The organism is Exiguobacterium sp. SH1S21 (assembly GCF_004337175.1).
GTDB classification, from domain to species: Bacteria; Bacillota; Bacilli; order Exiguobacteriales; family Exiguobacteriaceae; genus Exiguobacterium; species Exiguobacterium aurantiacum_A.
The window spans coordinates 164,189-177,035 of the sequence record NZ_SJUY01000005.1; the positions used below are offsets into that span (position 1 = coordinate 164,189).

Sequence of the window (12,847 nt, forward strand, 5' to 3'; positions counted from 1 at the left end):
TATTAAAATAAGCGACGTCCGAAAACGTCGCTTCCCTTCAATAAAAGACAAACCACAGCGCCGCTGCCACTAAAAACAGCCCGGCCCCGATAAACAGGATCTTCGCTAATCTCTCATATACCATGTCTTCACCTCACCAACGCCGCGCCGACGACGAGCGAGACTCCGATCGAGAGCATGAACGCGAGCAAACCGACCGCGATGTTGCCTTTCCCGATCTCCTCGTTCACTTTGAGCGACGGCGTCAAAAATTCAAACAACCAATACGTGACGAGCAGTAAGAAGAAGCCGAAGCTCCCGCCGACCAAGACGTCAATCATTCGATCGTGATGGCTCTCCACAACCCGAAAGATGTTGGCGAGCCCGACGACCTTGCCGCCGGTCGCGAGCGCGACGGCGACATTTCCTTTTTGCACCTCGCGCCAGTTACTGTACGGCGTCGTCACTTCAAAGATGGCGAGCCCGACGACGATCATCAGACCGGCAATCGAGTACAATCCGAGCGACTCGAGCATCACGTTAAGCGTTACGTTCCCCATAATCATCATGTCCTCACTTCAATTCGACGACCGTGACCCCGAGCCCGCCTTCACCCATCCCACCAGGACGTTGACTCTTCACGTGGCGATGTCCTTTCAAGTACTCCTGCGTCGCTTGTCGCATCGCACCCGTACCGAGCCCGTGGATGATGCGGACGTTGTCGTAGCCTGACACGAGCGCCTCGTCGATGTATTTGTCTAGGCGCGAGAGTCCCTCTTCGACCCGGACACCACGAAGATCAAGCTCTGACTTCGTCGAACTTTGGCGCTTCAGTGAGCTGCCTTTCGACTGGAGTCCTTGGTCTTTTGATGGTCCGACTTTTTGAAGGTCGTCCGCTTTGACGTTCACTTTCATGATCCCGACTTGGACGTTATACTCGTTGTCGTTGATCTGGTTCACGATATACCCTTTCTGGTTGAACGTCGTCACTTTCACTTCTTCGCCTTTACTGAACGTACGTTTTTGCTGCGCTTTTTGTTTCACTTTTTGGATCTTTTTATCTTGTAGTGTCGGTTTCGCCGATTCGAGCTGTTTCTTCGCGGCGATGATCTCGTGCTCTTTGACGATGCCTTGTTCACGCAGCTTCTTCAAGCGGTCGATGACTTCGTTCGCTTCCCGCTTCGCTTTCTCTACGGCCTTCTCGGCACGTGCCTCGGCCTCGCCGTACATCGTGTCGCGTTCAGTCTCGAATTCACTCATCTTCGCCTCGAACGCCGCTTGCTCTTGTTCGAAGTCGTGACGTTTGATGATTAATTCTTGCTCGAGCTGCTCGGCGCGTTGCTTCGCCGACTCGAGTTCGTTGATCATCGATTCGACCGACTCGGCGTCGGTGCCGACGTGGCTCCGGGCTTTATCGATCACTTGCTCGGATAGACCGAGGCGGCGGCTGATCTCGAACGCGTTCGAACGACCCGGCACGCCGATCAATAGACGATACGTCGGGCTGAGCGATTCGATATCAAACTCCATCGAGGCGTTGATGACACCTTCCCGGTTATAAGCATACGCCTTGAGCTCCGAATAGTGGGTCGTCGCCGCGACGCGAGCACCGCGACGCTTCACTTCATCTAAGATGGCGATGGCGAGCGCGGCCCCTTCTTGTGGATCGGTCCCGGCACCGAGCTCATCGAACAGGACGAGCGACATGAAGTCGACCTTGTCGAGCATGCTGACGATGTTCGTCATGTGCGAGCTGAACGTCGACAAGCTCTGTTCGATCGACTGTTCGTCCCCGATATCGGCGTAGACGGCGTCGAACACGGAGAGCTCGGTCCCAAACTCGGCCGGAACATAGAGCCCTGACTGGACCATCAGTTGAAGCAATCCGATCGTCTTCAGCGTGACCGTCTTACCACCGGTGTTCGGTCCGGTGATGACGAGCGACGTAAAGTCTTCCCCGAGCTCGACCGTGATCGGGACGACCTCGTCTTGCGGGATGAACGGATGACGCGCCTGCTTCAGTTTGATCTCGCGGGCGTCGTTCAACTTCGGCTCCGTCGCTTTCAGTTGCTGCCCGTAGGCGACTTTTGCGAACACGAAATCGAGTTCGGCCAAGACGTCGAGGTTCGTCACGACGGAATCGGCTACTCCGCCGACGAGATTTGACAGTTCGGTCAAGATGCGGTCGATCTCCGAGCGTTCTTTCAAGCGGACTTCTTGGATCTCATTGTTGATCGAGACGATCGCTTGTGGCTCGATGAAGAGCGTCTGCCCTGACGCCGACTGGTCGTGGACGATCCCTCCGAACGCTTGGCGATACTCTTGCTTGACCGGGACGACGAAGCGGTCGTTCCGGATCGTGACGATCGCGTCTGAGAGCATCTTGGCGTTGTTGCGGAGGATGTTGTCGATCCGCGAGCGGACACTGCCCTCAAAGCTGCGGAGTTGCGTCCGCAGACCGCGCAGTTGCGAGCTCGCCGAATCTTGGACCGTACCTTGGTCGTCGATGGCGTGACGGATCGATTGCTCGACCTCGATCAGCTTCGTCAAGCGCTCGGCATATTCGTCGAGGCGCGGGATTTGGATGTCTTCGTTGTCCTCGTGCAACTTCTCAAAGAAGTTCTTCACTTGGCGGCCGCTGTACATGACGGCGGCGACTGCGAGCAATTCGCTCGTCGACAGCACCGAGCCGATGGCGGCCCGTTTTACTTCGGCGCGGACGTCTGAAAGTCCACCGAGCGGGAGTCGATCCCGAAGACGGACGACCTCGGTCGCCTCGCGCGTGACGTTCAAGTTCGATAGCACCCGGTCGTACGAGTAATCGGGCTGCATCTTGAGCGCCCGGTCTTTCCCGAGCGAGCTGGCCGCATGCACGGCGAGCTGTTGACGTAACTTTTCATATTCTAATACGCGTAACGCGTGATCCATCTAGCATGTTCCTTTCTGTCGCTTCGCGTCGAAGAACGCCTTGGCGTCCTCGAATGAGAGGCAGTTAATAATGTCTGACGGTTCGAGATAGGCTTTTCTTGCGTGCAAGACGCCGAGTGCCATATCTTCCATCATATCAGGGTGGTGCGTGTCGGTGTTGACCATCAGTTTGACACCGGCCGCCTTCGCTTTCTTCAGCGTCGACGCGGTCAAATCGAGCCGGTTCGGGTTGGCGTTCAGTTCGAGCGCCGTCCCTGTCTCTTTCGCGAGGGCGATTAAGCGCTCCTCGTCGATCGGGTAGCCGTCACGACGTCCGATCAAGCGCCCGGTCGGATGGGCGATGACGTTGACGTAAGGCGAACGGCAGGCGTTCTCGAGCCGCGCCATGATCTCGTCGACACCTTGGTCCATCTTTGAATGGATCGAGGCGACGACGTAGTCTAGCGTCGCTAAAAACTCAGGCTCGTAGTCGAGCGTCCCGTCTGGGCGGATGTCCATCTCGACACCGCGCAAGACGTGCATATCGTATTTTTTCGCCGCGGCAAGAATCTCTTCTCCTTGCGCTTCTAATCGTTCCTCGGTCAAACCGTTGACGAACGACATGTACTTGCCATGATCGGTGATGGCGATCCACTCGTAACCTCGCGCTTTCATCGCGGCGACGAGCTCATCGACCGTCAGCTTCCCGTCTGACCAGACCGTGTGCATATGCGCGTCGGCCTTGATGTCGTCGAGCGTGACGAGCTTCGAGATGTCGTGCTCGAACTCAGCGTGCCCTTCTCTTAGCTCCGGCGGGATGAACGGGAGGCCGTAGCGTTCGAACAGCTCTGCTTCCGTCTCCGGCTGCCATAGGCCGTCCGCGGTCTCGACCCCGTACTCGGAGATCGACTCACCCTTAGCTTTCGCGAGTTGGCGCATGCGGACGTTATGGTCTTTTGAGCCGGTGAAGTGGTGGAGCGTCGCGGCAAAAGCACCGGGCTCGACCATCCGGAAGTCGACCGACACCATCTCCTCGCGCTCTAAGACGAGCGACACTTTCGTCTCACCGGCTGCGATGACTTCATTGACGAACGGGAGCGCGAGCAGTTTGTCGCGCAAAGCGACAGGCTCCTCGGTCGCGATGATGAAGTCCAAGTCTTTGCACGTCTCCTCGGCCCGGCGGAAACTGCCTCCGACCGAATGCCGGAGGACGAGCGCCTCGCCTTCTAACACTTTGTTGATCTCGTCGACGACCGGGCGCATCATCGCGTACGACAGGCGTTCCGGACGGGATTCCAAGTTCCGTGCTGCTGCGAGCAACTTCTCGACGCTCTTCGTGCCGAAGCGCGGCAATTCTGACGCCGTGCCGTCTTCCAATACACGGATGAGCGACTCGAGGTCGACGACGCCGACTTCTCTTAACTGGGCCAGTTTCTTGCCACCGAGACCTTGAATTTTGAGCAGCTTCATTAAGCCGAACGGAATCTCTTCTTGGAGCGACTCGAGCACCTCGCTCCGTCCCGTCTGGCGCCATTCCTCGAGTACAGCTGCCGTCCCTTTACCGATACCTGAGATCGTCGTCAAATCATCGATGTCGTCGAGTTCGAGCTCGGTGTTCTCGAGCGCCGTCGCCGCTTTCCGAAACGCGTTGATTTTAAACGGGTTCTCACCCTTGATCTCCATATATTGCGCGATTTTCTCTAACAGCATCATCGCCTCAACTTTATTCATCGTATTTCCCCCTTTTTCATACAGAAAAGACCGAGACACAAGCGCTTGCTTGCATTCCGGCCTGTCGTGTCACAGCATCTTATTCGAGAACCAGTCAGATAGGTATGGCGTGTCCTGGATGATGAACGTCGCGAGCGACGAGTTGTCGACCGCAGTTTGGACGCTCGCCATCGGGACGAACGCGATCACCCAAAGGATGAAGAACGTGATGACGTATGACTCGAAGAATCCGAGCACGGCACCGATGATGCCTTTCAATTGGCGCAAGATCGGCAAGTCCGTCAAGAAGTCGAGCATCGACAAGATGAGATGCAAGACGAGCTTCGTGATCAGGAACAAGATGACGAACCAAAAAACGTTATAGAATGTCATCTCGATGCCTGACAGTGAGTTCAAGTCGAGCACACCGCCCGGTAACGTCCCGTCAAGTTGCGACGGGTATGGGATCCAAAGCTTGAACGCTTCGGCGAGATCCCGGTAATAGGCGTTGGCGACAAAGAAACTGATGATGAGCGCGACCCAATGGCCGAGCTGGAGGATCGCACCACGGCGGAAGCCGTTAATGATCCCGATAAACAAGAAAAACAGTATAAGTAGAGTAACCATGGATTGATTTATTCTCCCGTATTTCGTTTAGTTTTGACGTGATCGCTCGCAATTTGGATCGCGGCGAGGACCGCTGCCTGACGAGCGTCTAGCTGAGGGGACTGTTCACGAATCTCGCGGATCTTACTATCGACGAGAAAGCCCACTTCCCTCACATGATCGGCTGACTCCTCGCTAACAATTGTATAGTCTTGCCCCGCAATGTGAATCGTTGTTCGTTGTACCTGCACGTGTCACCCCTCCTTTACGTCTGTTCAAAATTAATCATAACATCGTTTGTATATTAGGAAAAGGAGAAGACCCCTTCCTTTTTATCACTAACATTTTGTGATACCCTGTTCAGAAGTTGTCAAACGTCAATCTTCAGTAAAATTCGAAGATAGGCTGGCAACACGCAGAGAAATGTGCGAAAATAGCAACAATTCAAACATTTAGAAAGGATGATTTATTTGAAATTAAGGATTGGTCTTCTAGGCCGCATCATCATCGCTATCGCTTTCGGGATATTAGTCGGTAGCATCGTACCAGAAAGCCAGAACTGGATTGTACGGACGTTCGTCACGTTCAACACGGTCTTCGGACAATTCTTAGGCTTCGCCATCCCACTCATCATTCTCGCCTTCATCATTCCAGGTATCGGGGAACTTGGAAAAGGCGCCGGGAAACTAGTCGGCTTGACGGCCGCGATTGCTTACTTATCGACGATTGTCGCTGGTACACTCGCCTACTTCGCGACGAGCAACCTATTCCCACAGATCTTAACACGTAGCACGGCATCAGCTGAAAACCCAGAAGAAGCACTCTTGAAAGGTTTCATGGAGTTTGAGATTCCACCGGTATTCGGTGTCATGACGGCGCTCATTCTCGCGTTCGTCATCGGAATCGGGATCGCTGCGATCGAGAGCAAACGCTCACTCGACCTCGCCATGGACTTCCGCGATATTATCGAACTACTCATCAGTAAAGTCATCATTCCATTTTTACCGATCCACATCGCCGGAATTTTCATGAACATGACGTACGCCGGCCAAGTCGCCGAGATTTTGTCGGTGTTCTCGCTCGTCTTCGTCACGATCATCGTCCTTCACGCGACGATGCTCATGATTCAATATTCAATCGCAGGCGGACTCAATAAAGAGAATCCGTTCAAACTGCTCAAGACAATGATGCCGGCTTACTTCACAGCCATCGGCACACAGTCGTCGGCCGCGACGATCCCAGTCACGCTTCGTCAAACGAAAGCGAACAACACGGACGAGGGCGTCGCTAACTTCGTCGTCCCGCTCTGTGCAACGATCCACTTGTCAGGCTCGACGATCACGCTCACATCGGTCGGTGTCGCCCTCATGTACTTGAACGGCATGCCGATGTCATACGCGATCATCCTCCCGTTCATCCTCGCCCTTGGCGTGACGATGATCGCAGCGCCTGGTGTGCCTGGTGGGGCCGTCATGGCATCACTCGGATTGTTCGGGTCGATCCTCGGGTTCAGCGAGACGATGCTCAGCCTCGTCATCGCGCTCTACTTGGCGCAAGACAGCTTCGGTACGGCAACGAACGTCACAGGTGACGGCGCGATCGCCAAAATCGTCCATTACTTCAAACGCAACACGAACTTGCTCGACGACGCGAAAGCGCGCGAAGACATCGCATAACGAGTTAGACAACGGGCAGGCCTTACGGTTTGCCCGTTTTTATACATATGAAGAGAGGTGTCGACTTTGGAAGTGAAAGTTTGGAACGACCCGTTCGCGTTTTCGGAACGCGTCATGTCGGAATTGTTGAAAAAAGAGGCCGAGAACAGCTTGATGATCGGCATCCTTGAAAATATTAAGCGAGACCTATACGACACCTACCATCAGTTGACGGTCGAGGACGATGGACAGCTCCTCGCCATCATGCAGGTCACACCGCCGCACCCGCTCAATTACGTCGTCGTCGACACGTCTCAGGCAACATCGATCCACGCGGCTGTCATTCCGACCTTACTTCGGTTAGATATCCCGTTCACAGAAGTCGTGTCGGAAAAAGCGCATGCCGAGACGTTCGGTGCCATGTGGGAGAAACGGACGGATGAAACAGCGTCGACGTTCATGTCGCAAGGGCTCTATCGATTAGACCGCGTCCAAGCGATCGAGATGGCAGACGGATCGATGCGTCTGGCGACGAAGTCCGATCAGCCTCTTTTAGAGAAGTGGTACCGTGCCTTTGAACAAGACTCGGGACTCGAACCATCACATGACGAAAGAATGGTGGCTGTCGTCACGTCGATGATCGCCAATGACGACGCCTTTATTTGGGAAGTCGACGGCACGCCCGTCTCGTGCGCAAAGCGCTCCCGTCCGACGTTGAATGGCATCACGGTGTCTTTCGTTTACACGGCTCCTGCGAAACGCGGAAACGGATACGCCCGCAGTCTCGTCGCCGCGCTCAGTCGCCGATTGCTCGAAACGAAATCGTTCTGCACCCTCTACACGGATTTGACCAACCCGACGTCAAACAAGATTTATCAAGAAGTCGGCTACCGGCCGATCATGGAATCTTCGTGGATCCGGCTCGCTAGATGAATCATCCCGCCTCCCCTATACTAATAGGTGGAGGCGATTTTTATGAGGAACTGGTGGAAGCAAATCCCGAAACGAGTCCGTTCGGTCGTGTCGACGGTCTTCGTCGGCTCGATCGTTGCCTACATGCTGATCGTCGGTGGCATGAGCGTCTTCGCCGACCCGAATCTCGACACGCTCTTGCTGAGCGTCATCGGGGCCGCCTTACTGACGTTCATTGCTTATCGGGCAATAAAAAAGTGATCGACGCGTTCGTCGATCACTTTTTGTATACGTTTAGAAGAATGAAGCTGGGTTGACCGTGTTACCTGCGCTCGAAGACGAGTACGAGTAACCGCCACGGTGAATCTCGAAGTGCAAGTGCGAGCCAGTCGAGTTACCTGTGCTACCCATGCCGCCGATGTTCTGACCTTGCGAGACACGTTGGCCAGCTGATACAGATACCGAGCTCATGTGCGCGTAGACTGTCGTCCAAACTTGCCCGTTCAAGACGTGCGTGATGATGACGTGGTTCCCGTAGGCGCCGCCCCATCCAGCCGTCGTGACCGTACCTGTTTGTGCTGCATAGATCGGCGTGCCGACAGCTGCTGCGATATCAAGACCGTTGTGGAACGTATAACCGTTCGCACCGCTCGCCGCGCCCCAACCTTGTGACAGACGGCCGCTAGCAGGGCGTTGGAACATGCCGCCGCTCGCCGGTGCCGCCGCTACAGGCGTTGTCGCTGACGCACTTGGCTTGCTTGACGAACCTTGTTGCTTTTGTTGTTTCGCTGCTGCTGCAGCTGCTGCCGCTTCCGCCGCTGCTTTACGTTTCGCTTCTTCAGCCGCACGACGTTGTGCTTCGATTTCCGCCTTGATTGAAGCTTCTTGTGCTTGGAGCGTTGATTCCATTTCTTTCAAACTCATCAATTTCGATTCGAACTTGATTTTCTCAGCGTTGAGCTTCTTGATTTTAGCCGCGCGCTCTTTCATTTTCTTGTCGAGCGCTTTTTTACGTTCTTCAAGTTCTTGCTTTTGTTTCACGAGAGCGTCACGCTCAGCTTTCAATTCAGCCTGTGCTGTCGCAAGCTTTTCTTTCGTCGCCTGGTACTCATCAAAAATTTGCTTGTCGTTCTCTTGAATCGTACCTGCAGTGATCATACGAGTAAGCAAGTCACCGAAATCTTTTGATCCGAAGATGAACTCGGCCCAGTCAATCGACCCGCCGCCGTTCTTTTGCATCGTTGCCATGCGCTCTTTCATAAGTTCTTCTTGCGCTTTCATTTTTGCTTCATACTGCTTGATTTGTTTTTCAAGTGCGGCAATTTTTTCTTGCGTAGCACGAATCTCAGCTTTCTTTTGTGCGACGTCGTTGATGACGTCTTGGAGTTCAGCGTCTAGCTTATTGATTTCTTGCTGCTCTTTGCTGATCGCTTTTTCGCGTGATTGGATCGAAGAGTTCGCTTTGCTCTGCTCAGTGCTATTCTTTTGTTGCTGCTGTTGGACCTTTTTTTGCTTGTCTGTAAGTGACGCTGCAAAACCAGGTGTCGTGCCGCTGATTAGAAGAGCGCCTAAAGTGACGGTTGCTGCAAGTTTCTTCAAGTTAATCAATGTGCTTACCTCCGCTGAGTCGTGTGAATTTCTATAGGATAATAGATGAATGAGTTCTGTATAGTTTTGCGAGAATCCGTCTCGCCCTGTGACTCATTATAGCAATCTAAACCTGAAGTTATTTTACACTTATATTTCATTCGCGTTACATTGACCTGATTTAGGTTTTATCCTCGATAAAACGTGGGTATTTAACGGGCTCAATCAACAAATTGTCACAAAATATGAATTTAGTAAAAAAGAAAAACGCCTTATGAAAGCGCTTTTCAAATAATGACCTATACTATTTTTTATCTACCTTACCGATACATAACCTCTCCGTTGGTGCTTATTACGTTTTCTCACGAACAGATAATAGCCACCGAAGAGCAGGACGCCGCAACAAGCGCCGAAGCTGTCTAATACGACGTCTTGAATGAGCGGGGTGCGTTCCGGGGTCAGACTCTGATGAAACTCATCAAAGATGGCGACCGTGTTCGCGAGCGCCCAAGCGAACAACAACACGAGCCACGCGTTCAGTCTCGTCCGTGACACGGCTTTGACGAACAACGCACCTAAGGCGAAGAAGACCGTGAAGTGTGCCGCTTTCCGAATTAAAAATTCGATCATGCCGACGCTTCCTTTGTCTTCGAGCGAGACCGGGCTGCCGGCATAGTCGAAGTCGACGTTCGAGAGGGCTGGTTCGGCCCACGTCCAATCGAAGCGTTCGAGCGGCGAGACGATGCTTTGGTCAGAGTACGGCGTCGCACTCGAGACGAACAAGCCGATCAGGATCAATGCGATCCAAATAAATTCATTTTTCAGTATGTACATAACACCTTTCCTCTCTACAACGATTCATTATACGGGTTCCGTTTGATTTCATTGTAACAGCGACCTCATCGTTTCGTGACAATTTGATTGCGGACAAGCAGTTCAAAGTCGTTCGCAATCGAACGGCTTGCTATAATGAAAAGAAAAAGGGAGAATCAGATGATGATCTATCAGTACGAAGCAGCCGACATGAGCGGCAAGCTGCAGCCTTTATCCAAATACGAGGGGGATGTCCTCTTGATCGTCAACACGGCGAGCAAGTGCGGCTTCACACCTCAATTAGACGGCCTTGAAAAGCTATTTGAGCGCTATCAAGGTCAAGGTTTCCATATTCTTGGCTTCCCGTGCAACCAGTTCGGCAACCAAGACCCGGGCTCGAACGAAGAGATCAGCGAGTTCTGTCAATTGAACTATGGCGTGACGTTCCCGATGTTCGCGAAAGTCGACGTCAACGGCAAAGACGCTCACCCGCTCTTCCAACACTTATCGAAAGAAGCGCCTGGCCTGCTCGGCTCGAAAACAATCAAGTGGAACTTCACGAAGTTCCTCGTCGACCGGAAAGGCAACGTCATCGAACGGTTCTCACCACAGACGACACCGGATGAGATCGAGCGAGCTTTGAAACGCCTGCTCTGACCGCTAAAAAAGGATGGTCCGCCCCTCTAGGGCAGACCATCCTTTTATCGTGGTGTGATGAAGTTAATCGTATAGAACGGGCTGTTGTCTTCATTATAGACAAGGCCGACCGAGGCGTGCGTGAAGTCCCGCTTCAAGATGTTCTCGCGGTGACCGAGCGAGTTCATCAGCCCCCAGTGAGCGTGAAAGACACTCATCTGTCCCATCGCCAAGTTCTCCCCGGCGAGCGAGTAGGCAAGTCCGGCCTCATTCATCCGTTCGAACGGGTCGCGTCCTTCGGGGTCGGTGTGGCTGAAGAAGTTGTTCACCGCCATGTTCTCACTATGCGCCCGGACGACCGGGAGCAGCGGCTCATAGTCAGCGAGCGCGGATAACCCAAACTTTTGACGGTCCCAGTTCATGAGCATGCGCATGAGCGTCTCGTTGGATACGATACTCTCGGCCGAGACGTCTCCATAATAACCGTCGCTCGACTCCTCGACGCTCCGTTCAACGGAAAGGATGCCTTTCAGCTTGTCTTCGTCATGTTGGTCAAAGAACATCGTGACGTAATTTCCGTTCATCGCATAGACCGAGAACGAAGGATCGTCCGGGATCAAGTAACGTTTCAACCCTTTATCGTAAGACTTCACTTCGTCGAAGCCGATGTTCTCGACTTGTTGTCGTGTCGTCTGGTCAAGGACGAGCCCTTCGAACGTACTGCCCGACTCGAATTGGTATTGCCCTTTTTTGGCACCATCCTCGTCGACGAGCTCAAGCGTCCGGTCACCATTTTTCTCGAGCAAATACCAGTCGTGACCGGCATATTGGCTCGCGAACTTTGGAGCGTCGGTCGCGACGCGCTCTTCCACCACTTCTGTCGACTTCACCTGGACGCTCGTCGGCGCCGATACGTTCGGCACCTCATAGTTCCAAGCCGTATAGAGACCAATCCCAATCAATAGAATAAACAGTTTACGAAACATATCGTCTCCTTTCGTGAGAACCTAACCCTGTCGCTCACCGAATTCACGCAGACGCGATTTGATATCGATGAGCATCTCCATATAAGCGAAATAAGTCGCTTCGTCTATATTTAGCATACCACTCACTTTGACAGGCACGTCCTCGGCCTGCTCACGAAGTGCGCTACCCGATGCAGTGAGCGACACCAACACCCGGCGCTCATCATCGGTCGCCCGGATTTTCTCCACGTATCCGAGTTGGGTCAACCGTTTGATGAGCGGTGACAGCGTGCCCGAATCAAGCGTCAACCGTTCCCCGAGCTGTTTCAAATCGATGTGATCTTCTTCCCATAAAACGAGCATGACCAAATACTGGCTGTATGTGAGTTTGAGCGGCTCTAAGATCGGCCGATACAAACGTGTCAATTCTTTTGAGGCGGTGTAGAGCTGAAAGCAAATCTGATGCTCTAATGTTAACGAACTTTTCATATAAATTCCTCCGGCTAAAGTCTTAGGTCAAGCATATCACTTGAATATCTGTTTGACTGCCCTATAATTAAATTGTGCACAACTTAATTGTTAAAAATGAAACGGAGGAATTAAATTATGAAACCATTATTCACAGCTTCAGCAACAGCTCTCGGTGGCCGCGAAGGTCGCGTCACATCTACGGACGGCGTCATCGACTTGAGCGTCGCAATGCCAGGATCGAAACAAGCAGAAGAGTCGACGAACCCTGAGCAATTGTTCGCAGCCGGATATGCAGCTTGCTTCGGCAGCGCGTTGAACCTCGTCATCGGTAAAGAGCGCGTCAAGACGGATGGCACGAGCGTCACTGGCCACGTCACACTCAACCAGAACGACGAAGGTTTCTTCATCTCGGTCGAGCTCGAAGTCGAAATCAAAGGTGTCGACCAAGCAACTGCTGAGCGTCTCGTCGAAGCAGCGCACCAAGTGTGCCCGTATTCGAAAGCGACACGCGGCAACGTCGACGTCAAATTGACGACAAACGTCGCCTAATCCCCTGCCCGCTCAAATATGAGTGGGCTTTTTTTGCGTCCATACCTATTAACAGAG

Annotated in this window: 14 protein-coding genes; 5 read left to right on the forward strand and 9 right to left on the reverse strand. The window is 53.1% G+C overall.

Annotated features, from left to right (window positions below):
* Window positions 1–128: 128 nt before the first annotated feature.
* The 5 genes from EVJ24_RS08830 to zapA all read right to left on the reverse strand — a co-directional run bounded on the left by EVJ24_RS08830 (window position 129) and on the right by zapA (window position 5,453).
* The gene (locus tag EVJ24_RS08830; protein WP_442899260.1) at window positions 129–539 is read right to left on the reverse strand and encodes a DUF350 domain-containing protein; all 411 of its coding nucleotides are present in this window, start codon (window positions 537–539) and stop codon (window positions 129–131) included.
* Between the two features lie 13 nt (window positions 540–552).
* Window positions 553–2,907: an endonuclease MutS2 gene (locus EVJ24_RS08835; RefSeq protein ID WP_131441034.1), complete on the reverse strand. Its 2,355-nt coding sequence runs from the start codon at window positions 2,905–2,907 to the stop codon at window positions 553–555.
* Entirely contained in the window at window positions 2,908–4,617 is a 1,710-nt protein-coding gene (polX, locus tag EVJ24_RS08840) for a DNA polymerase/3'-5' exonuclease PolX (RefSeq protein ID WP_131441035.1), read from the reverse strand.
* 69 nt (window positions 4,618–4,686) lie between these two features.
* The gene (locus EVJ24_RS08845) at window positions 4,687–5,223 is read right to left on the reverse strand and encodes a CvpA family protein (RefSeq protein WP_131441036.1); all 537 of its coding nucleotides are present in this window, start codon (window positions 5,221–5,223) and stop codon (window positions 4,687–4,689) included.
* An 8-nt stretch (window positions 5,224–5,231) separates the two neighbouring features.
* A complete protein-coding gene (gene zapA / locus EVJ24_RS08850) occupies window positions 5,232–5,453 on the reverse strand; it encodes a cell division protein ZapA (protein ID WP_016508139.1) in 222 nt (73 codons plus the stop codon).
* A gap of 210 nt (window positions 5,454–5,663) precedes the next feature.
* Here zapA and EVJ24_RS08855 point away from each other — a divergent pair, with 210 nt between their 5' ends.
* From EVJ24_RS08855 to EVJ24_RS08865, 3 genes are all read left to right on the forward strand, one after another.
* Window positions 5,664–6,878, forward strand: a complete 1,215-nt coding sequence (locus EVJ24_RS08855) for a dicarboxylate/amino acid:cation symporter (RefSeq protein ID WP_131441037.1) — start codon at window positions 5,664–5,666, stop codon at window positions 6,876–6,878.
* A gap of 72 nt (window positions 6,879–6,950) precedes the next feature.
* The gene (locus EVJ24_RS08860; RefSeq protein WP_236637612.1) at window positions 6,951–7,790 is read left to right on the forward strand and encodes a GNAT family N-acetyltransferase; all 840 of its coding nucleotides are present in this window, start codon (window positions 6,951–6,953) and stop codon (window positions 7,788–7,790) included.
* Between the two features lie 42 nt (window positions 7,791–7,832).
* Entirely contained in the window at window positions 7,833–8,030 is a 198-nt protein-coding gene (locus tag EVJ24_RS08865) for a hypothetical protein (protein ID WP_233589617.1), read from the forward strand.
* Between the two features lie 33 nt (window positions 8,031–8,063).
* Here the strand turns inward: EVJ24_RS08865 and EVJ24_RS08870 are convergent, their stop codons facing one another.
* Window positions 8,064–9,377 (reverse strand): murein hydrolase activator EnvC family protein, encoded by a 1,314-nt coding sequence (locus EVJ24_RS08870; RefSeq protein WP_131441039.1) that lies wholly within the window; start codon window positions 9,375–9,377, stop codon window positions 8,064–8,066.
* Between the two features lie 294 nt (window positions 9,378–9,671).
* The gene (locus tag EVJ24_RS08875) at window positions 9,672–10,190 is read right to left on the reverse strand and encodes a VanZ family protein (RefSeq protein ID WP_131441040.1); all 519 of its coding nucleotides are present in this window, start codon (window positions 10,188–10,190) and stop codon (window positions 9,672–9,674) included.
* 159 nt (window positions 10,191–10,349) lie between these two features.
* Here EVJ24_RS08875 and EVJ24_RS08880 point away from each other — a divergent pair, with 159 nt between their 5' ends.
* Complete coding sequence (locus EVJ24_RS08880; RefSeq protein WP_131441041.1) at window positions 10,350–10,826, forward strand: glutathione peroxidase; 477 nt, start codon at window positions 10,350–10,352, stop codon at window positions 10,824–10,826.
* 44 nt (window positions 10,827–10,870) lie between these two features.
* On the opposite strand, the gene EVJ24_RS08885 is transcribed toward EVJ24_RS08880, so the two are convergent.
* Window positions 10,871–11,791 carry a CAP domain-containing protein gene (locus EVJ24_RS08885; protein ID WP_131441042.1) on the reverse strand — a complete coding sequence of 307 codons (921 nt, stop codon included), beginning with the start codon at window positions 11,789–11,791 and terminating at the stop codon, window positions 10,871–10,873.
* 21 nt (window positions 11,792–11,812) lie between these two features.
* Window positions 11,813–12,259 (reverse strand): MarR family winged helix-turn-helix transcriptional regulator, encoded by a 447-nt coding sequence (locus tag EVJ24_RS08890; protein WP_070327775.1) that lies wholly within the window; start codon window positions 12,257–12,259, stop codon window positions 11,813–11,815.
* Window positions 12,260–12,376: 117 nt separating this feature from the next.
* On the opposite strand from EVJ24_RS08890, the gene EVJ24_RS08895 reads away from it, so the two are divergent.
* The gene (locus EVJ24_RS08895; RefSeq protein ID WP_083273990.1) at window positions 12,377–12,790 is read left to right on the forward strand and encodes an organic hydroperoxide resistance protein; all 414 of its coding nucleotides are present in this window, start codon (window positions 12,377–12,379) and stop codon (window positions 12,788–12,790) included.
* The last annotated feature ends 57 nt before the right edge of the window (window positions 12,791–12,847 follow it).

What these genes read in the sequence shown, in the direction of transcription:
- EVJ24_RS08830 (WP_442899260.1), bottom strand. Translation starts at nt 539, where the DNA reads ATGGGGAACGTAACGCTTAACGTGATGCTCGAGTCGCTCGGATTGTAC.
- EVJ24_RS08835 (WP_131441034.1), bottom strand. Translation starts at nt 2,907, where the DNA reads ATGGATCACGCGTTACGCGTATTAGAATATGAAAAGTTACGTCAACAG.
- polX (WP_131441035.1), bottom strand. Translation starts at nt 4,617, where the DNA reads ATGAATAAAGTTGAGGCGATGATGCTGTTAGAGAAAATCGCGCAATAT.
- EVJ24_RS08845 (WP_131441036.1), bottom strand. Translation starts at nt 5,223, where the DNA reads ATGGTTACTCTACTTATACTGTTTTTCTTGTTTATCGGGATCATTAAC.
- EVJ24_RS08855 (WP_131441037.1), top strand. Translation starts at nt 5,664, where the DNA reads ATGATTTATTTGAAATTAAGGATTGGTCTTCTAGGCCGCATCATCATC.
- EVJ24_RS08865 (WP_233589617.1), top strand. Translation starts at nt 7,833, where the DNA reads ATGAGGAACTGGTGGAAGCAAATCCCGAAACGAGTCCGTTCGGTCGTG.
- EVJ24_RS08875 (WP_131441040.1), bottom strand. Translation starts at nt 10,190, where the DNA reads ATGTACATACTGAAAAATGAATTTATTTGGATCGCATTGATCCTGATC.
- EVJ24_RS08880 (WP_131441041.1), top strand. Translation starts at nt 10,350, where the DNA reads ATGATGATCTATCAGTACGAAGCAGCCGACATGAGCGGCAAGCTGCAG.
- EVJ24_RS08885 (WP_131441042.1), bottom strand. Translation starts at nt 11,791, where the DNA reads ATGTTTCGTAAACTGTTTATTCTATTGATTGGGATTGGTCTCTATACG.
- EVJ24_RS08890 (WP_070327775.1), bottom strand. Translation starts at nt 12,259, where the DNA reads ATGAAAAGTTCGTTAACATTAGAGCATCAGATTTGCTTTCAGCTCTAC.
- EVJ24_RS08895 (WP_083273990.1), top strand. Translation starts at nt 12,377, where the DNA reads ATGAAACCATTATTCACAGCTTCAGCAACAGCTCTCGGTGGCCGCGAA.